The 18,625-nt window shown below is 61.9% G+C and carries 19 protein-coding genes; 13 read left to right on the plus strand and 6 right to left on the minus strand.

From position 1 onward, the window contains the following. Nucleotides 1–16: 16 nt before the first annotated feature. The 3 genes from ACOYXI_RS08410 to ACOYXI_RS08420 all read left to right on the plus strand — a co-directional run bounded on the left by ACOYXI_RS08410 (nucleotide 17) and on the right by ACOYXI_RS08420 (nucleotide 3,090). On the plus strand, nucleotides 17–898 hold the full coding sequence (locus tag ACOYXI_RS08410) for an ABC transporter permease subunit (protein ID WP_171061872.1): 882 nt from the start codon (nucleotides 17–19) through the stop codon (nucleotides 896–898). Beyond that, nucleotides 895–1,770, plus strand: coding sequence for an ABC transporter permease subunit (locus ACOYXI_RS08415; RefSeq protein ID WP_007962456.1), 876 nt, complete (start codon nucleotides 895–897; stop codon nucleotides 1,768–1,770). Before ACOYXI_RS08410 ends, ACOYXI_RS08415 begins: the two co-directional genes overlap by 4 nt. Before the next feature lie 222 nt (nucleotides 1,771–1,992). Beyond that, nucleotides 1,993–3,090, plus strand: a complete 1,098-nt coding sequence (locus ACOYXI_RS08420) for a polyamine ABC transporter substrate-binding protein (protein WP_027611685.1) — start codon at nucleotides 1,993–1,995, stop codon at nucleotides 3,088–3,090. A gap of 242 nt (nucleotides 3,091–3,332) precedes the next feature. Here the strand turns inward: ACOYXI_RS08420 and thpR are convergent, their stop codons facing one another. After that, complete coding sequence (gene thpR / locus ACOYXI_RS08425; protein WP_461674714.1) at nucleotides 3,333–3,872, minus strand: RNA 2',3'-cyclic phosphodiesterase; 540 nt, start codon at nucleotides 3,870–3,872, stop codon at nucleotides 3,333–3,335. A 105-nt stretch (nucleotides 3,873–3,977) separates the two neighbouring features. Between thpR and ACOYXI_RS08430 the strand changes: the two genes are divergently transcribed. Beyond that, complete coding sequence (locus ACOYXI_RS08430) at nucleotides 3,978–4,172, plus strand: PIN domain-containing protein (RefSeq protein ID WP_226500136.1); 195 nt, start codon at nucleotides 3,978–3,980, stop codon at nucleotides 4,170–4,172. 252 nt (nucleotides 4,173–4,424) lie between these two features. Here the strand turns inward: ACOYXI_RS08430 and ACOYXI_RS08435 are convergent, their stop codons facing one another. Continuing rightward, nucleotides 4,425–4,778 (minus strand): DUF1428 domain-containing protein, encoded by a 354-nt coding sequence (locus tag ACOYXI_RS08435; protein ID WP_461674715.1) that lies wholly within the window; start codon nucleotides 4,776–4,778, stop codon nucleotides 4,425–4,427. 2 nt (nucleotides 4,779–4,780) lie between these two features. Next, on the minus strand, nucleotides 4,781–5,860 hold the full coding sequence (locus ACOYXI_RS08440) for a hypothetical protein (RefSeq protein WP_135296117.1): 1,080 nt from the start codon (nucleotides 5,858–5,860) through the stop codon (nucleotides 4,781–4,783). Nucleotides 5,861–6,175: 315 nt separating this feature from the next. Here ACOYXI_RS08440 and ACOYXI_RS08445 point away from each other — a divergent pair, with 315 nt between their 5' ends. After that, nucleotides 6,176–6,448 carry a hypothetical protein gene (locus ACOYXI_RS08445; RefSeq protein ID WP_096796472.1) on the plus strand — a complete coding sequence of 91 codons (273 nt, stop codon included), beginning with the start codon at nucleotides 6,176–6,178 and terminating at the stop codon, nucleotides 6,446–6,448. A gap of 45 nt (nucleotides 6,449–6,493) precedes the next feature. Here the strand turns inward: ACOYXI_RS08445 and ACOYXI_RS08450 are convergent, their stop codons facing one another. Next, entirely contained in the window at nucleotides 6,494–6,700 is a 207-nt protein-coding gene (locus tag ACOYXI_RS08450; RefSeq protein WP_096796473.1) for a hypothetical protein, read from the minus strand. 241 nt (nucleotides 6,701–6,941) lie between these two features. On the opposite strand from ACOYXI_RS08450, the gene ACOYXI_RS08455 reads away from it, so the two are divergent. From ACOYXI_RS08455 to paoC, 4 genes are all read left to right on the plus strand, one after another. After that, the gene (locus tag ACOYXI_RS08455) at nucleotides 6,942–8,696 is read left to right on the plus strand and encodes an L-lactate permease (RefSeq protein WP_098964489.1); all 1,755 of its coding nucleotides are present in this window, start codon (nucleotides 6,942–6,944) and stop codon (nucleotides 8,694–8,696) included. Between the two features lie 432 nt (nucleotides 8,697–9,128). Then, nucleotides 9,129–9,752 carry an aldehyde dehydrogenase iron-sulfur subunit PaoA gene (paoA, locus tag ACOYXI_RS08460; protein WP_461674716.1) on the plus strand — a complete coding sequence of 208 codons (624 nt, stop codon included), beginning with the start codon at nucleotides 9,129–9,131 and terminating at the stop codon, nucleotides 9,750–9,752. After that, nucleotides 9,749–10,705 (plus strand): FAD binding domain-containing protein, encoded by a 957-nt coding sequence (locus ACOYXI_RS08465; RefSeq protein ID WP_461674717.1) that lies wholly within the window; start codon nucleotides 9,749–9,751, stop codon nucleotides 10,703–10,705. Before paoA ends, ACOYXI_RS08465 begins: the two co-directional genes overlap by 4 nt. Further along, on the plus strand, nucleotides 10,702–12,897 hold the full coding sequence (paoC, locus tag ACOYXI_RS08470; protein WP_461674718.1) for an aldehyde oxidoreductase molybdenum-binding subunit PaoC: 2,196 nt from the start codon (nucleotides 10,702–10,704) through the stop codon (nucleotides 12,895–12,897). The genes ACOYXI_RS08465 and paoC overlap by 4 nt, the downstream gene beginning before the upstream one ends. 181 nt (nucleotides 12,898–13,078) lie before the next feature. Here the strand turns inward: paoC and ACOYXI_RS08475 are convergent, their stop codons facing one another. Continuing rightward, nucleotides 13,079–13,555 carry a (R)-mandelonitrile lyase gene (locus tag ACOYXI_RS08475; RefSeq protein WP_115985080.1) on the minus strand — a complete coding sequence of 159 codons (477 nt, stop codon included), beginning with the start codon at nucleotides 13,553–13,555 and terminating at the stop codon, nucleotides 13,079–13,081. A gap of 97 nt (nucleotides 13,556–13,652) precedes the next feature. Here ACOYXI_RS08475 and ACOYXI_RS08480 point away from each other — a divergent pair, with 97 nt between their 5' ends. After that, nucleotides 13,653–14,546 (plus strand): LysR family transcriptional regulator, encoded by an 894-nt coding sequence (locus tag ACOYXI_RS08480; protein ID WP_461674719.1) that lies wholly within the window; start codon nucleotides 13,653–13,655, stop codon nucleotides 14,544–14,546. Nucleotides 14,547–14,550: 4 nt separating this feature from the next. Here the strand turns inward: ACOYXI_RS08480 and ACOYXI_RS08485 are convergent, their stop codons facing one another. Continuing rightward, nucleotides 14,551–15,510, minus strand: coding sequence for an aldo/keto reductase (locus tag ACOYXI_RS08485; RefSeq protein ID WP_461674720.1), 960 nt, complete (start codon nucleotides 15,508–15,510; stop codon nucleotides 14,551–14,553). 112 nt (nucleotides 15,511–15,622) lie between these two features. Here ACOYXI_RS08485 and ACOYXI_RS08490 point away from each other — a divergent pair, with 112 nt between their 5' ends. From ACOYXI_RS08490 to ACOYXI_RS08500, 3 genes are all read left to right on the plus strand, one after another. Further along, nucleotides 15,623–16,396 (plus strand): alpha/beta hydrolase, encoded by a 774-nt coding sequence (locus tag ACOYXI_RS08490; protein WP_103367699.1) that lies wholly within the window; start codon nucleotides 15,623–15,625, stop codon nucleotides 16,394–16,396. Between the two features lie 263 nt (nucleotides 16,397–16,659). Beyond that, complete coding sequence (locus ACOYXI_RS08495) at nucleotides 16,660–17,526, plus strand: CAP domain-containing protein (protein ID WP_461674721.1); 867 nt, start codon at nucleotides 16,660–16,662, stop codon at nucleotides 17,524–17,526. Between the two features lie 607 nt (nucleotides 17,527–18,133). Next, complete coding sequence (locus tag ACOYXI_RS08500) at nucleotides 18,134–18,565, plus strand: nuclear transport factor 2 family protein (protein WP_098964502.1); 432 nt, start codon at nucleotides 18,134–18,136, stop codon at nucleotides 18,563–18,565. Nucleotides 18,566–18,625: the final 60 nt, after the last annotated feature.

An 18,625-nucleotide genomic window follows, 5' to 3' on the forward strand; every position in this document is an offset into this window, starting at 1 on the left:
GCAATTCCTGCGCCTGGTGCCCAGCGGGCGAAAGTTCGTCATCGGCATCCCGTTCATCTGGCTGTTCCTGTTCTTCATGCTGCCGTTCTTCCTGGTGATGAAGATCAGCTTCTCGGAGGCTGCGCTGTCGATCCCGCCGTACTCGGAGATCTACACCTACGCCGAACAGAAATTCCAGCTGATGCTCAACATCGGCAACTACACCATGCTCGGCGAAGACGAGCTGTACCTGTCGGCCTACCTCGGTTCGCTGAAGGTCGCGGCGCTGAGCACGCTGATGTGCCTGGTGATCGGTTTCCCGATGGCCTACGCAATCACCAAGGCGAGCAAGGAAGCGCAAAACGTCCTGCTGCTGTTGATCATGATGCCGACCTGGACCGCGATCCTGATCCGCGTGTATGCGTGGATGGGCATCCTCAGCAACAACGGTCTGCTCAATGCATTTCTGATGTGGACCGGGCTCACCGATCACCCGATCGAGATCCTCAACACCAACACCGCGGTGTATATCGGCGTGGTGTATGCGTACCTGCCATTCATGGTGTTGCCGCTGTACGCCAACCTGGTGAAACACGACGGCAGCCTGCTGGAAGCCGCGTCGGATCTAGGTTCGAGCAACTTCAACAACTTCTGGAAAATCACCGTGCCGCTGGCCAAGAACGGCATCATCGCCGGTTGCATGCTGGTGTTCATTCCAGTGGTCGGCGAGTTCGTGATTCCGGAACTGCTGGGTGGCCCGGAGACGCTGATGATCGGTCGCGTGCTGTGGCAAGAGTTCTTCAATAACCGCGACTGGCCGGTGGCGTCTGCGCTGGCGGTGGTGATGCTGTTGATCCTGATTGTGCCGATTCTGCTGTTCAACCGCAGCCAGGCCAAAGAGATGGAGGCACGGGGATGAAACGCTTCGGTTTTTCCAAGTTCATGTTGATCTTCGGCCTGATGTTCATTTATCTGCCGATGCTGATTCTGGTGATCTACTCGTTCAACGCCTCGAAACTGGTGACGGTATGGGGAGGCTGGTCAGTGAAGTGGTACGTCGGCCTGCTCGACAACACGCAACTGATGGGCTCGGTGGTGCGCTCGCTGGAAATCGCCTGCTACACCGCGATTGCCGCAGTGGCGTTGGGCACCCTCGCCGCCTTCGTGCTGACGCGAGTGACGCGCTTCAAGGGTCGCACGCTGTTTGGCGGTCTGGTGACGGCGCCACTGGTGATGCCTGAGGTGATCACCGGTCTGTCGCTGTTGCTGCTGTTCGTGGCGATGGCGCAGTTGATCGGCTGGCCGCAGGAGCGTGGCATCGTCACCATCTGGATCGCCCACACCACGTTTTGTGCCGCCTATGTGGCGGTGGTAGTCTCCGCCCGCCTGCGGGAGCTGGATCTGTCGATCGAAGAAGCCGCGATGGATCTGGGGGCCAAGCCGTTCAAGGTGTTTTTCCTGATCACCATTCCAATGATCGCGCCGTCGCTGGCAGCGGGCGGAATGATGTCGTTCGCCCTGTCGCTGGACGACCTGGTGCTGGCGAGCTTCGTCTCAGGTCCGGGTTCGACCACGCTGCCGATGGAAGTGTTCTCGGCGGTGCGTCTGGGCGTGAAGCCTGAGATCAACGCCGTGGCCAGCCTGATTCTGCTCGCGGTGTCGCTGGTGACCTTCCTGGTCTGGTACTTCGGCCGCAAGGCAGAAGCCAGCCGCAAGAAAGCGATTCAGGAAGCGATGGATCAGACGGCGAATGAGGCGTGGCAGCAACCGCAACGCGCCGCCACTGCCTAAGCAACACCGATGAACACTGTGGCGAGGGGATTCATCCCCGATGGGTCGCGAAGCGGCCCCAAGCCAAGCACTTGCGGTGTAACAGGAACACCGCATGCAATGGTTTGGCGACTGCTTCGCAGCCGATCGGGGATAAATCCCCTCACCACAGCAAGCTCCCTCGCCACAGGTTTTACGTACACCCGGTTTGTGTTTTTGAATAAAAAGAATGGAGTTTCACCGATGAAAATGTTTGGCAGGACTCTGCTGACACTGTCCTTAATGGGCGCAATCGCCACGGGCGTCCAGGCCAACGACAAGGTGCTGCGTGTTTACAACTGGTCCGATTACATCGCGCCGGACACCGTCAAGAAGTTCGAAGACGAGACCGGTATCCAGGTGACCTACGACGTGTTCGACAGCAACGAAACCCTTGAGGCGCGTTTGCTGGCGGGCAAATCCGGCTACGACATCGTCGTGCCGTCCAACAGTTTCCTGGCCAAGCAGATCAAGGCCGGGGTCTATCAGCCACTGGACAAATCGAAGCTGTCGAACTGGAAAAATCTCAACCCGGTGCTGCTGAAAAACGCCTCCGCCAGTGATCCGGACAACGCCCATGCGTTCCCGTACATGTGGGGCTCGATCGGCATCGGCTACAACCCGGACAAGGTCAAGGAAGTGCTCGGCGCCAAGGCCCCGACCAACTCTTGGGACTTGCTGTTCAAGCCGGAAAACGCTGAAAAGCTGAAAGCCTGCGGCATCAGCTTCCTCGACTCGCCGACCGAAATGATCCCGGCCGCCCTGCACTATCTGGGCTACCCGGTGAACGACAAGGACAAGGCGCACATCCTCGAAGCCGAAGCACTGTTCATGAAGATCCGCCCGTACGTGGCGTACTTCCATTCCTCGAAGTACATCTCGGACCTGGCCAACGGCAATATCTGCGTGGCGGTCGGTTACTCCGGTGACGTGCTGCAGGCCAAGGCCCGTGCGGTGGAAGCCGGCAACAAGGTGCAGATCGACTACAGCATTCCGAAGGAAGGCGCCGGCAGCTTCTACGACATGGTCGCCATCCCGCGCGATGCGGCGAACGTCGAGAACGCCTACCTGTTCATGAACTTCCTGATGCGCCCGGACATCATCGCCGAGATCACCAACAGCAACGGCTACAGCAACGCCAACTCGGCGGCGACGCCACTGGTGGACGAAGCGATCCGCAACGATCCGGGTTCGTATCCATCGCAGGCGGTAATGGCGACGTTGTATGCGGTGCCGGATCAGCCGATTGCCACCCAGCGGATCATGACCCGCGGCTGGACCCGGGTGAAGCTCGGTAAATAACCGAATAACCCTGTGGGAGCGGGCTTGCTCGCGAAAGCGCAGTGTCAGGCACAGATGAATTGACTGACCTGACGCCTTCGTGAGCAAGCCCACTCCCACAGGAGATAGGTGTCAGCTTGAAAGTTTACGGTTTCCCGTTCACGCAGCGCCTTACCACCGCTGCACCCTGCAATGAACGGCCTCACCTGGCTCCCTCGGCTCAGGTGAATTTCAGGCGCCCTCGGGCGCCTTTTTTTCTGCGCTCAATTCAATGGCCAATCCTGCAGGATTCGATAGCGACCCTTGTGCGATTCGAACAAGGCAAAGCGCTCGGCGCGCAGGAAAAACTCCGGCGGCGTAGTGGCCTCCGGCGCCTCTGTTCGATAGTCACGGGCCAGGGTCAGGTGCGGGCGAAACTCGCGTGGTGATTCTTCGAAGCCGAACGGCAGCATCGCCTGCTCCAGCGCATACACCAGACGCAACAGGGCCGGCGGCGCCTGCTCCGGCGCCAGCGACAGGATCCCCGCCCGATGCCAGACCTGCAGGCGATCCAGCGCAATCTTCAATGGCTCACCCGGCGTGCGCACCTTGCCGGCGGCCTCGCAAACTTCATGGATCTGCGCCAGCGGCACAGCACCGAGAAACAGCAGCGTCAGGTGAAAGTTATCCGCCGGCACCGCTTTGCCGGTGCGCAACCCCAGCTCGCCGCGCCACTGGGCAATGGCCTTGCGTTGCGGTGACGGGCAGTCGAGGGCAAAAAACAGTCGCTTGAACGGTTCATCCCTGCGCGCATCATCGGTCATGGGCCAACTCCTTCGCTCGTCGATCAGCCGATTCTACACAGGCTTCTCTGACGACTGGCGACACCCGGCTATAGTTCAAGGATTGCCATCGAACCGGAGGTCGCCATGCGCGAGATCCTCAGCAAAGAACCGTGGTGGGCCCGGCCACCCAGCCCAGGGCAGGATGAAACCGAGCTGGAATGGGGCTGGCTGGTGCATTACAGCGAAGGTGAACCGCGTTTCGAATTCGTCCGCGAGCGGCCAACGGAAGAGCAAATCCGCAACCGCAAAAGCTGCCGGATCACCCCCTCTCCAGAGTAATCACAGGCCATTGTGGGAGCGGGCTTGCTCGCGAAAGCGGCGGGTCAGCCATGAAGATAGTGGCTGTGCCGACCCCTTCGCGAGCAAGCCCGCTCCCACAGGGTTTCGCAGGATGACGACAATCGTGGGCACACCACAACTCCAGGGTGGGAGCGGGCTTGCTCGCGAAAGCGGTGGGTCAGCCATGAAGATAGTGGCAGTGCCGACCCCTTCGCGAGCAAGCCCGCTCCCACAATGGATTTGCGCTGGTCTTCAGGATTCAAGAAGGTTCTTGAAGCCCCCAAAGATCATCCGCTGCCCATCAAACCCCATCGGGTTGACGTCCGGTTGCATGCGCGGGTCGTCCATCATCTTTGCCATGCCGGCATCGCGGGTGGCTTTGTCGGGCCAGATCAGCCAGCCGGACGACACCGTCTCGCCCTCCTTGAGTTTTACCGCCATCGGGAATGACGTGACTTTGCCGTCCGGCACGTCATCGCCCCAGCACTGAACCACCTCCTTCGCTCCGTATTCCTTGAACAGTTTCGCGGCGATCTCACAGTGTTTTTTGTACTGTTCGCGATTGGCATTCGGCACGGGTGCTACAAAAATATCGATGTAAGCCATGATCACTCTCCTTGCACGTTGGGTTCGATCTGCCGGGTAGTCGATTGCGGCGGCCGCCATTCGACACGATTCACGCCCTGCCCGACCGACGGTTGTTCGCCCCCGCCAAGGCTGCCCTCGACCTGCCCGGCGATATGCAGGGTTCCGGCCATGACCCCGGTGGTCGGGTTCTGCAGCAATTTCGCCCAGGCCTTGTCGAACGTGCTGCCCAGGCTGCTGCGAATCAGCGCTTCGCTGTCGGGCCGGTCGTTGGCCTGGATGATCGCGCGGATGCCCGCCACACCGATCGAGATCACCCCGCCGACCAACTTGCCCGCCGCAGCCGCCACGGCACTGGCCGCCCCGCGCGGAGCCATTTCCGCCTCCATCCGCTGGCTGGCGCGTTTGGCCACGGGGGCCATGCCGGCGTCGGTCGAAGCGATGCCTTTGCTGCCGCCTTCGGTGTGGATCTTGTCGATCAACGCGGCATACGCCGGCAAGGTGTTCAGCGGCTCGGTGCTGATGACCTGATAGAGCGACGCATCCCGCGCCGGCGGCGGGCCGAGGGCAATCGCCGGGACCTTTTGCAGACGCCCGTTGAGCTGGGCCACCGGCACACCATAACGCTGGGCGATGAGCGGCATCTGCTGGGCCATCAGTTGCGCGTAGAACGCCGTGGCCTGACCGAGGATCGCGTCCGGATCGATCTCCACCGCCACCGGTTCCAGCACTCTTTCCTGATATTGCTCAAGCAGATAGCTCGCCAGGCGCTTGGCCGACGCATCCTGCTCACCGCCGGCACTGATGGTGTACCAACTGACCTTCATCGACAGCCATTCCTGAGTCCAGTAGCTGCTGAACCACGGAATGAAATTTTCTTCAGTTTGCTGATAGACGCGAGTGCGCCAATGTTCCATCGAGCCACGGGCAAATACTTTGACTTGCTCGGTGGATTGCTGCGAGGCGCTGACGATGTCGCGATCGATCTGCTGCCAGGTCGCCTGCGATACCACCACCGCTCGCGGCGCCACCGGGGCCCGCGCCGAGGAGGCACAGCCAGCCAGCAGACACAGTGCGGCGAGGCTCAGCGCACGCAGGTTCACGGTGGTGGAGTCCTTGAATGGAGGAAAACAGATTTGAGTATAGGTGCGGGTATTGGGCCATTTGTCGGTTGTGGCCGGACGGGCGCTCTCACTTTGAAATGCGTTCCCCCTGTGGGAGCGGGCTTGCTCGCGAAAGCGGTGGGTCAGCCATGAAGATGTTGGCTGTGCCGGCCCCTTCGCGAGCAAGCCCGCTCCCACAGGGGGAAGCATCAACCATCAACGCCGTCGATATTCACCATCGCCACGATTGCCTTCCGCCCGCCGCCCGGCGAAGGCACGATTCACCCATCCGAGACGCAACGAGGAGTACCCATCATGATTCGCACCATCACCCTCTCCGTGAGCTTCCCGGTGTTCGGCAGCAACTACTACGACCAGCAAGTCGTCTCGCGCAAGTCCCAGGCGCTGCTGTTCAACGAAGATTTCGACGATGTGCTGATGCCCGCCGCGAGCAATCATTTCAGCAATGAAGTGGTGGGCATCAACGATCAGTTCCGCTTTCTGAGCGACATACTCGCCACCCATTTGCTGGATCTCGAGGCCACCGCGCCTGCGCATTCCAGCGTCCGGGCGAGCGCTCATTTTTAATCGACGAGGGCGTTCCCGTTGCGGGAACGCCCTTTTGATTTCTACTCAGTCATCGTCGCGATCACGATAGTAACGACGCCCGTCGCGACGACCATCGTCGCGGTCATCCCAACGCCGGTCATGGTCGTAGTAGCGACCGTGATCACGGTCGTAATGTCGTCCGTGGCGATGATCATCATCAAAGTCCGCCACACAGCCAGCCAGCAAAACAGCGGCGGATATCGTCAACAGCAAGGTTGTTGCACGCTTCATTCAAACTTCCCTAACACCAAGGTCTTGACCACGGAACGGCTGTCACTGCCCGCGCCTTCAGGACGCAGTGCGCGCAGCCGCTGATACGACCGGACAAAAGGACTTTGATTCACTGCCCGACCACGACCGTTGATCGGCCCGCCGCCAGCATCCGGGCAGCGGCGAAATGCCACCTATACTGCTGCTTAGCGACTCCCACGCAACGGATCTGCGCCTCGATAACAACAAGCAGAGGTGGACCATGGTCTGGCAGCAAATCTACGACCCGTTCGGTAACCCGCTGATCTCCACGCTCATGGCCGCGGTGCCGGTGGTGGTGATGCTCGCGGCGCTGGCGTTCTTTCACGTCAAGGCGCATCTGGCCGCTCTGTTGGCGTTGGCGTCGGCCCTGCTCATCTCGATCTTCGCCTTCGGCATGCCGGCGAGCATGGCCGGTTCGGCGGCGCTGTTCGGCGCCGCCAATGGCTTGCTGCCGATCGGCTGGATCGTGCTCAACATCATCTTTCTGCATCGCCTGACCACCGAGAATGGCTCGTTCAAAGTGCTGCAGGACTCCCTGGCGCGAATCACCGATGACCGGCGTTTGCAGTTGCTGCTGATCGCCTTCTGCTTCGGCGCGTTTTTCGAAGGCGCGGCCGGGTTCGGCACACCGGTTGCGGTGACCGGGGCGATTCTGATCGGCCTCGGTTTTTCGCCGTTGGCCGCCTCGGGGCTGGCGTTGATTGCCAACACCGCCCCGGTGGCGTTCGGCGCCCTCGGCACGCCGATCATCACCCTGGCCAAGGTCACCGGGCTGGACGAGATGGAGCTGTCGATGATGGTCGGTCGGCAGCTGCCGTTTTTCTCGGTGCTGGTGCCGTTCTGGCTGATCTGGGCGTTTGCCGGGTGGCGCAAGATGCTGGAGATCTGGCCGGCGATTCTGGTGGCCGGGGTCAGCTTCGCGGTGCCGCAATTCCTCGTGTCGAACTTCCACGGGCCGATGCTGGTGGACGTGATCGCCGCGCTGATTTCCATGGCCTGCCTGACCCTGTTTCTGCGGGTCTGGAAACCGGCGACGGTGTACACCTCAGCCGCCCTGTCCGGGCGGGTCGACAACTCCAGGGTCGAGGAAGAAACAGTCACCGCCAGCGCCGCATTCCGCGATCAGGCGCGCCCGGCGGTGATGCGTGCGTGGATGCCGTGGATCATCCTCACGGTGTTCGTGTTTGCCTGGGGCACCCAGGGCTTCAAGAACGTCTTCGACGTGCGCCCGGCGCTGGATCCGGTAACCCATTCGGTGAAACTTGATGCGCAAGGCAAACCGCTGAATGAGGCCAACCCGATTTTCTCGCCGGCGCTGACCTTCACCACCCTGCACCTGCAAGTGCAGAAAGTCCCGCCGGTGGTGCCGGCGCCGAAAGCCGAAGAGGCGATCTACAAGTTCACCTGGTTCACTGCCACCGGCAGCGGCATCCTGCTGGCGGCGATTGTCGGCGGGCTGCTAATGGGCTATTCGATCCCGCAACTGATCAAGCAATACCTGCGCACGTTGTGGGTGGTGCGCTTTTCGCTGATCACCATTGCGGCGATGCTGGCGCTGGGGTTCCTCACGCGTTATTCCGGGCTGGACGCCACCATGGGTCTGGCGTTTGCCGCGACGGGGGTGTTCTACCCGATGTTCGGCACCCTGCTCGGCTGGCTCGGCGTGGCATTGACTGGCTCGGACACAGCGTCGAACGTGCTGTTCGGCGGACTCCAACGGGTGACCTCGGAACAGCTGGGCATCAGCCCGGTGCTGATGGCAGCGGCCAACAGTTCCGGCGGGGTGATGGGCAAGATGGTCGATGCGCAATCGATCGTGGTCGCCTCCACCGCGACCCGCTGGTATGGGCATGAGGGCGAGATTCTGCGCTACGTGTTCTTTCACTCGATCGTGCTGGCCATCCTGGTGGGCGGGCTGGTGACGTTGCAGGCGTATGTGGCGCCGTTTACGCACATGGTGGTTGGCGGGCATTGATGTCGCTTGTAGGGGCCTCTTCGCGAGCAAGCCCGCTCCAACATTTGGACTGCATTGCCCTTTGGGAACAAGCTATTTCCCCACCAGGATTGCATTCTCCGTGGGAACAACCCCGTTCCCACATTTGGAATGCATTCCACTGTGGGAGCGGGCTTGCTCGCGAAAGCGGTGTGTCATTCAACCCAAAGGCGAACTGTTCCGACGCCTTCGGGAGCAAGCCCCCTCCCACATTGATAGGCATGCCCCCCAAATTTGGCTATGTGTCGATCAGAAGATTGATGAGCCATGCGCATAACTCTATAGCGCAAATCCGCAAAAACCTTTTCCCCTCCGCGCAGGTCATTCCAAGAACGAGACCGGTAAACATGCCGGCGCGCCCGTTTGGGCCCTTCAATCCCTGCCGTCCTGATTAAGCCAGAGAGGAATCGAAGCATGACGATTTCCCGACGAAGATTCCTGATCCTCGGCGCGGTGACCGCCACCGCGTTTGCAATGCCCCCCTTCATTAGCCTCAAGGCCTACGCGGCCAGTCTGGAGCAACCCGCCATGGCCAAACTGACGATCAACGTCAACGGTAAACCCCAAGCCCTTGAGGTGGACAACCGCACCACCCTGCTCGACGCCCTGCGCGAGCACCTGCACCTGACCGGCAGCAAAAAAGGCTGCGACCACGGCCAGTGCGGCGCCTGCACCGTCATCGCCGACGGCCGCCGGATCAATGCCTGCCTGACCCTGGCGGTGATGCACGAAGGCCGTGAGATCACCACCATCGAAGGCCTCGGCATGCCCGACAACTTGCACCCGATGCAGGCTGCGTTCATCAAGCACGACGGCTACCAGTGCGGCTATTGCACGCCGGGGCAGATCTGCTCGGCGGTTTCCGTGCTCAAGGAAATCCGCGAGGGCATTCCCAGCCACGTCAGCCCCAGCCTGACCGAAGCCCCGCAACTGATCGCCAGCGAATTCCAGGAACGCATGAGCGGCAACATCTGCCGCTGCGGCGCCTACTCGAACATCATCGAAGCCATCACTGAAGTCGCGCAGGTGCCAGCATGAGAGCGTTCAATTACAGCCGCGCCGATTCCCCCGCCGCAGCAGCAGCGCTGGCGGCGCAGGTCGAAGGCGCGAAATTCATCGCCGGCGGCACCAACCTGCTGGACCTGATGAAACTCGACATCGAAACCCCGTTGCACCTGATCGACGTCAACCACCTGGGCCTCGATCAAATCGAAGCCACGCCTGAAGGCGGATTGCGCATCGGCGCGCTGGTGCGCAACACCGATCTGGCCGCTGACAGCCGCGTGCGCAAGGATTACGCGTTGCTCTCCCGCGCTCTGCTCGCCGGGGCCTCGGGCCAGTTGCGCAACATGGCGAGCACCGCCGGCAACCTGCTGCAACGCACCCGCTGCCCGTACTTCTACGACGTCAATCAGGCCTGCAACAAACGCCAGCCCGGCAGTGGCTGCGCGGCGATTGGCGGGGTCAGTCGTCAATTGGGGCTGATCGGCGTCAGCGACGCCTGCATCGCGACCCACCCGAGTGACATGGCGATTGCCATGCGCGCCCTCGATGCGCAGGTTGAAACGGTGAAGCCGGACGGCAGCACACGCAGCATCGCCATCGCCGATTTCCATCAACTGCCAGGCAATACGCCGAACATCGAAACCAGCCTCACGCCCGGCGAGTTCATCACTTCGGTAACCTTGCCGGCCCCGGTTGGCGGCACGCACATTTATCACAAGGTGCGCGATCGCTCGTCGTACGCCTTCGCGCTGGTGTCGGTCGGTCTGATCCTGCAAAAGGACGGCAGTGGCCGTGTGGCGGTCGGCGGTATTGCGCCGAAACCGTGGCGGGTGGAAGACGCCGACACGTTGCTGCCCAAAGGCGCAAAAGCCGTCAGCGAACACTTGCTCGACGGTGCCACGCCAACCCACGACAACCAATTCAAACTGACCCTGGTCGAGCGCACGCTCGGCTCGGTGTTGGCGCAAGCGAGGGATGAAGCATGAAGTTCGACACGCCCGCCACCACCAACCCGATTGACCAGCTCAAGGTCGTCGGCAAACCCACCGACCGCATCGAAGGCCCGCTGAAAACCAGCGGTCAGGCGCCATATGCCTATGAGCAGCACGAGGCCGTGGCGAATCAGGCTTACGGTTTCATGGTCGGCTCGGCCATCGCCAAGGGCCGCATCAGCCACATCGATCTCGACGCTGCACAAGCGGCGCCCGGCGTGCTGGCCATCGTCACCGCCGCCAATGCCGGCAAGCTTGGCAAAGGCCAATACAACTCGGCGCCGCTGCTCGCTGGGCCCGAGGTGCAGCACTATCACCAGGCCGTGGCGCTGGTGGTCGCCGAGACCTTCGAACAGGCTCGCGCTGCGGCGCAATTGGTCAAGGTCGATTACGTCGCGGCCAAAGGCGAGTTCGAACTGGCCAACATGCTTGACCAAGGCGTCGAAGACGACGAGTTGCCCGACGTCACCCACGGCGATTTCGACAAGGCCTTCGCCGCTGCGCCGGTGCAGTTCGACCAGACCTACACCACTCCCGATCAGTCCCACGCGATGATGGAGCCGCACGCGACGCTGGCCGCATGGAAAGGTGATCATCTGACCTTGTGGACCTCCAACCAGATGATCGCCTGGAGTGTCGGCGACGTCGCCACGACGCTTGGCCTGCCCAAGGAAAACGTGCGCCTGATCTCGCCGTACATTGGCGGCGGCTTCGGCGGCAAACTGTTCATTCGTGCCGACGCAATCCTCGCCGCCCTCGGTGCGCGCCTGGCCAACCGCCCGGTGAAAGTCGCCCTCGCCCGCCCGCAAATGGCCAACAACACCACCCACCGCCCGGCCACGATCCAGCGCATTCGGATGGGCGCCACGGCGGACGGCAAGCTCAGCGCCATCGCCCACGAAGGCTGGTCGGGTAACCTCAAGGACGGCAAGGTCGAAGTCGCCGCGCAGCCGAGTCAGTTGCTCTATGCCGGGGAAAATCGCCGGGTGACCATGCGCCGGGCGCCGCTGGATCTGCCCGAAGGCAACTCCATGCGCGCGCCGGGTGAAGCGCCGGGGCTGATGGCGCTGGAGATCGCCATGGACGAAATGGCCGAGCAGCTCAAGCTCGACCCGGTGCAGTTCCGCATCCTCAATGACACCCAGGTCGACCCGGTGAAAACCGAGCGTCCGTTTTCCCAGCGACGCCTGATCGAATGCTTGCAGACCGGTGCCGAGAAATTCGGCTGGAACCAGCGCAATGCTACTCCCGGCAGCCGTCGCGAAGGTCGCTGGCTGATCGGCATGGGCGTCGCCGCCGCGTTTCGCAACAACCTGCTGCTGAAGTCCGGCGCCCGGGTGCGGCTGGAGCGCGACGGCAAGGTCACGGTGGAAACCGACATGACCGATATCGGCACCGGCAGCTACACGATCATCGCCCAGACCGCGGCCGAGATGATGGGCGTGGGGCTGGCGGACGTCAGCGTGCATCTGGGGGATTCGACCTTCCCGGTATCGTCCGGCTCCGGTGGCCAGTTCGGCGGCAACTGCTCGACTGCCGGGGTGTATGCCGCGTGCATGAAACTGCGTGAAGCGGTGGCGACGAAGCTGGGCATGAGCGGTAGTGACGTCGAGTTCGCCGACGGTCAGGTGCGCGCCGGCGGCAAGACCCTGCCGCTGCGTGATGCGGCAAAAGATGGCGTGGTCGAGGCCGAGGACAGCATCGAGTTCGCCGACCTCGCCAAGCAGTATCAGCAATCGACTTTCGGCGCGCATTTCGTGGAGGTTGCGGTGGACGCAGCGACCGGCGAAGTCCGCGTGCGGCGCATGCTCGCCGTCTGCGCGGCGGGACGGATTCTCAACCCGAAAGCCGCGCGCAGCCAAGTGATCGGCGCGATGACCATGGGCGTCGGAGCGGCGTTGATGGAAGAGTTGGCGGTGGACAAGCGGCTGGGCTTTTTCGTCAATCACGATCTGGCCGGATACGAGGTGCCGGTGCATGCCGACATTCCGCATCAGGAGGTGATTTTCCTCGATGAGACCGATCCGATTTCATCGCCGATGAAAGCCAAGGGTGTGGGGGAACTGGGGATTTGTGGCGTGAGCGCGGCGGTAGCGAATGCGATCTACAACGCCACCGGGGCGCGGGTGCGTGAGTATCCGATTACGCTGGACAAGATCCTCGATTCGTTGCCGGAGATGACCTGAGCAACCTGGAAAAGCCCCTCACCCTAACCCTCTCCCAAAGGGAGAGGGGACTGACCGAGTTGTCTTATGGGATGCGCCGACATGAGAGGTCGTGTCGATTATGGACTCAGCGTAGTGCTCACAGACATCCCCCAATCGGCCCCCTCTCCCTCCGGGAGAGGGCTGGGGTGAGGGAACCGCGTCACTCGGATCGCAAATACTGCTCAGCACTCACCTGCTCCATCCACTCCACCACTTCACCGTCCAGCACTTCGGCAATCGCAATGTGCGTCATCGCCGTGGTCGGCGCGGCGCCATGCCAGTGCTTCACCTGCGGCGCGATCCATACGGTATCGCCGGGGCGGATCTGCCGAACTGGCTGACCCCACTCCTGCACAAAACCTGAACCGGCGGTGACGATCAGCGTCTGACCCAACGGATGGGTATGCCACGCCGTGCGTGCGCCAGGTTCGAAGGTCACCGTGGCGCCGCTGACACGCGCGGCATCGCTGCCCTTGAACGGCGCGTCAACACGCACAGTGCCGGTGAACCAGTCTGCCGGGCCTTGGGCCGAGGGTTGCGAGCCGTTGGGAGTAACAATGACGCGCGGGGATTCGTTGGCCTGGGCCTCACCCGCAAGTAAGGACAGGGTCAGTGCAGAAGCGGCAATCGGGTTCATGGCGATGGTCTCCGGTGATCAATAGCCGCACTTTACCGAGCCGTACTCTTCAAATAATCGACTAGAATTCGAAAAAACTTATGCAGGACACTCATCAATGCTTCGAGAAAACGCCAGTGACCTGCTCGCCTTCCTCGCCGTGGCCCGCGAGCGCAGCTTCACCAAAGCCGCGGCCAAACTCGGCGTCTCGCAATCGGCGCTCAGCCATACCATCCGCGCCCTTGAAGCGCGTCTGGGCCTGCGCCTGCTGACCCGCACCACGCGCAGCGTCTCACCCACCGAGGCCGGCGAACATTTGCTGCAGACCATCGGCCCGCGCTTCGAAGAGATCGAACAGGAACTGGCGGCCCTGAGCAACCTGCGCGAAACCCCGGCCGGCCGGATCCGCATCAGCGCCACCGACCATTCGCTGAACTGGCTGCTGCGCCCGGTGCTCAAGGAATTCCTGCCCCAGTACCCGGACATCGCCGTCGAGGTGATCTGCGATTACGGTTTCGTCGACATCGCCGGACAAGGCTTCGACGCCGGCATTCGGCTGGGCGAAGACGTGGCCCAAGGCATGATCGCCACCCGCATCGGCCCGGACATGCGCATGGCGGTGGTCGGCTCGCCGGCCTATTTCGCCAACCGTACACACCCGCAAACGCCAAGAGACTTGACTGACCACGCCTGCAACAACTTGCGCCTGCCCACCAACGGCGGGCTGTACACCTGGGAGTTCGAAAAGGGTGACGAAAGCCTCAAGGTGCGAGTGTCCGGGCAAGTCACGCTGAATGGCGTCTACCCGCTACTCGACGCCGCAGTCGACGGTTTCGGCCTCAGCTACATTCCGGAAAATATCGTCGCGCCGTATCTGGCCGAGGGGCGTCTGGTGCAAGTGCTGGCAGACTGGTGCCCGACGTTTGCCGGTTACCACCTGTACTACCCGAGCCGACGGCAGGCTGCGCCGGCGTTTGCGCTGTTGGTGGAGGCGTTGCGGTATCGCGGCTGACCGCCTACCCCAGCAGCGCAATCAACTGGTGGCGCTGCGCATCGGTGAGCATCGGCCCGAATCCGGCGCCAGCGTTGTCGGCCATGTAGCGCGGATTGCCGGTGCCGGGAATCACGCAAGTCACCGCCGGGTGCGACAGCAGGAACTTCAACGCCAGTTGCGGCCAGCTGTTGACCTGCACGTCCGAGACCCAGGCCGGCAACGGCTTGACCTTGAGACGGGCGAGCAACCCGCCGCCGCCAAAAGGCCGATTGCAGATCACCGCCACCCCGCGTTCACGGCACAGCGGCAGAATGCGTTTCTCCACGCCACGGTCATCGAGGGCGTAGTTGATTTGCAAAAAATCCAGTTGTTCGGCCTTGAGCACTGCTTCGACTTCATCGTAGGCCGACGGCGTGTAATGGGTGATGCCGATGTAGCGAATGCGCCCCTGCTCTTTCCATTCGCGCAGGGTTGGCAGATGGCTTTGCCAGTCCAGCAGGTTGTGGATCTGCATCAGGTCGATGCGTTCGGTGCGCAGCAGACGGAAGGACTGCTCCATCTGCGCGATGCCCTCCTTGCGCCCGCGGGTCCAGACCTTGGTCGCCAGAATTGCCGGCGAGCGCGGTTCGTGGATCGATAGCAGCTCGCCAGTGGTTTGCTCGGCGCGGCCATACATCGGCGAGCTGTCGATCAACGTGCCACCCTTTTTGAACAGCTCGTCGAGCACTGCTGGCAATAGCTTATAAGCCGGATCGCCGGGAGCAACGTCAAAGCCGCGATAAGTGCCCACGCCCACCATGGGCAACAGCTCGGAGCTGGAAGGGATGGCGCGGGTCTGCATGGTCTGGTCTCCTGCCTGGCTCGGCGAAGTGGCAGTCGGCGTGATGGCAGTGGCCAACGCCCGGTCAAAGGTCAGGACCGCCGAAACCCCGGCAGCCAGCGTGAGCAAGCGGCGACGGGAGCAACCCTCAGTGTGGCTCATGCGGGTTCCCCTGCTGCGTGAATCTGTTGCACGTTATGTGCGACGGCTGCCGGCCCGATTCGCTGGACTACACTGCGACTGCGAACACCCGCGCCCCGTTAAAGTTAGTCGAATGTCCAGAAAACTGATGTCACTCGTCGCCTTGCTCATCGCCCTCTACCTGTTGCTGTGCGGGGCGCTGTTCATTTTTCAGCGCTCGCTGATCTATTTCCCCCAGCCTGACAACGCCGTGACTACGGAAGATTCGCGGCTGAAACTGGCGATGCCGGAGGCCGATGTGTGGGTGACCACGCGCGCGCATGCCGGGCCAAAAGCGCTGATCTACTTTGGCGGCAATGCCGAGGATGTGTCGCGCAATCTGCCGTCGTTCAGTGAGGCTTTTCCCGACTACGCGGTGTTTTTGCTGAACTACCGGGGCTTCGGTGGCAGCGGCGGCTCACCTTCGGAAGAAGCGATTGCCGAAGATGCGCTGGCGCTGTTTGATCAGGTGTACGCCAGCCATCCGCAGATTGCCGTGATCGGCCGCAGCCTGGGATCGGGGGTGGCGGTGCGGCTGGCGAGTCAGCGTCCGGCGACCAGATTGATTCTGGTGACGCCGTACAACAGCCTCGAAGAAATTGCCGTCCGCCAATACCCGTGGTTTCCGGTCAAATGGTTGCTGAAGGATCGCTTCGAGTCGGGCCGCTATGCCGCGCACATTCGCGTGCCGACGTTGCTGTTGGCGGCCAGCGATGACGAAGTGATTCCACGAGACAGCACGCAGCGGCTGCTGACGCATTTCCCCAAAGGCGTGGCGACGCTGCGGGTGGTGCCGGATTCGGGGCACAACTCGATTTCCGAGCGGGTGCAGTATCTGCAGTGGATGCAGGAAGTGCTTGATCGCTGATAGCCGATTATTGCGTTGGCTGAACTGGCCCCTTCGCGAGCAGGCTCGCTCCCACAGAGGTACGCATTGCCAAGGTGGGAGCGAGCTTGCTCGCGAAGACGCCAGTGCAGACAGCACAAAGTCCGGCTCGCCCCCCCCCTGAATCACCCCACAAAAAAGCCAGATGGCCAGCATGAACCAAGTGCAAAAAGCCCAGTCCTAGTGGCGCCGTATTCCGCGGCTGCCCACTTCAGCACTGTCCTTTTCCCTGAGTCTGCCGTCCCATGCGCCATGTCGTTCGCTCATCACGCTTCGTTTCGCTGTGCCTGCTGATCCTTACCACACTGTTCACCGAGACCTCCCACGCCAGCGAAGAGCGGCAACTGATAGCCGCGATCAACGACTATCGCGCCCATCCGCAACGCTGCGACCGCCGCCCGGCCCAGCGCCTGGCGCCACTGTCGCTGAAATCGAATCTGGCGCTACCGATCGGCTATGGCTACGGCGGTGGCTTGCGCGAGAGATTGAAATCTTCGGGGTATTCGGCGGTGGCGGTACGCAGTATCCGCATCATTGGGGCCGGGGATGCCGAGGAAGCCTTTGAGCAGTTACAAGACAGCCACTGCAGCGCCCTGCTTGACGCCCAGTACGCCGACATCGGCGTCAGCCGCTCCCGTGGTGAATGGCAAGTGGTGCTGGCGCAACCGGTGCTCGACAGTCGCGTCGGCGACAACCGCAGCGTCGGCAAGGCCTTGCTTGCGCAGGTCAACGCCGCCCGGGCGCGACCACGGATGTGCGGGCGCCAACGCTTCGCCGCCGCCCGCCCCCTGAGCTGGAACGCCGCACTGGGCGCCGCCGCACAAGGCCACAGCAAAGCCATGGCCTACGGCAACTACTTCGCCCATCGCGACCCGGACGGCGACCTGCCGGCGGATCGCGCCCGGGCGGCGGGTTATCGGGGACGGCAGATCGGCGAAAACATCGCCGCCGGGCAGAGCTCACCGGCCAAGGCGATGGCCGGATGGCTGGCCAGTCCCGGGCACTGTGCCAACCTGATGAACCCGATGTTCACTCAGGTCGGTGCCGGGTTCGCCAGTGAGGCGCGCAGTGATGAGGGGGTTTACTGGACGATGGTGTTTGGTGCGCCTTGATTCGCTTGAGAGCTTTTCAGTGACGCTACTGGCCCCTTCGCGAGCAAGCCCGCTCCCACACTGGATCTGTGTTGTTCACAAATCCATGTGGGAGCGGGCTTGCTCGCGAAGAGGCCGGTACAGACACCCTCAATCGCTTGCGCCGCCTCCCGGTTCAGTCCAGTTCGGTGTGATGCGAGAAGTTACAGCGAAGTAGAAACAGCCGCGCCCTTCGATAAAAAAGGGCGCTGGAGTCTGGTGGAGTGCTGCCGGGGTCAGACCGGGGAAATCGTCGCAAGCATTCCGATCAGAATGGTCAACGTCAGAAACCCACCGAGGAAAATCGCCATCTTGTTCATGCTGCTCTCCTTAATGTTGAGCTTGCGGTGCACCGGGCGCTTCGGGATGAAGGGCTGCCGCGGGTGACCGAATTGCCGGGCTATTCTGAGCGCCTGACTGAGCCGGTTACAGAGGCAGATCCAACAGAAAAATACGGATCAGATGCCAATCTGATCCGCTCCGCCCATGCTCTGGTATTCAGATCGGCACACAACGGTTCGAGATCCACCGCTTTGAACTAGAGTGATTGCCGTCGCGCGAAGAACAACAACAATTCCAGGAGTGGTCAATGTCCGAACTGAACCTGCACCCCAACGCCGCTGAATCCCTGAAACGCTGGCACGAGATGATCCGCACCGGCAACCTCAAGGCCTTGCCCGAACTGCTCGATGCCAATGCCGTGTTCCGCTCGCCCATGGCCCACTCGCCTTACCCCGGCGCGCCAGTGGTGACGATGATCCTCAACACCGTGTTCGACGTGTTTGAAGATTTCAAATACCACCGCGAACTGGTGACTGCCGATGGTTTGAATGTGGTGCTGGAGTTCAGTGCCAAGGTTGGGGCGAAAGAGCTGAAGGGGATCGACATGATTCGCTTCGATGAGAGCGGGAAAATTGTAGAGTTCGAGGTGATGGTGCGGCCGTTGAGCGGGTTGCAGGCCCTCGGCGAAGAGATGGGGCGGCGGCTTGGTGCGTATCTGGCAAGCGCGAAACCAAAGTAGGATCAGGCGCCACAAAAAAAGCCCACTGACCGTTACCGGTTCAGTGGGCTTTTGTGCATC

The sequence above is a fragment of the Pseudomonas sp. G3-19 genome, assembly GCF_054855875.1.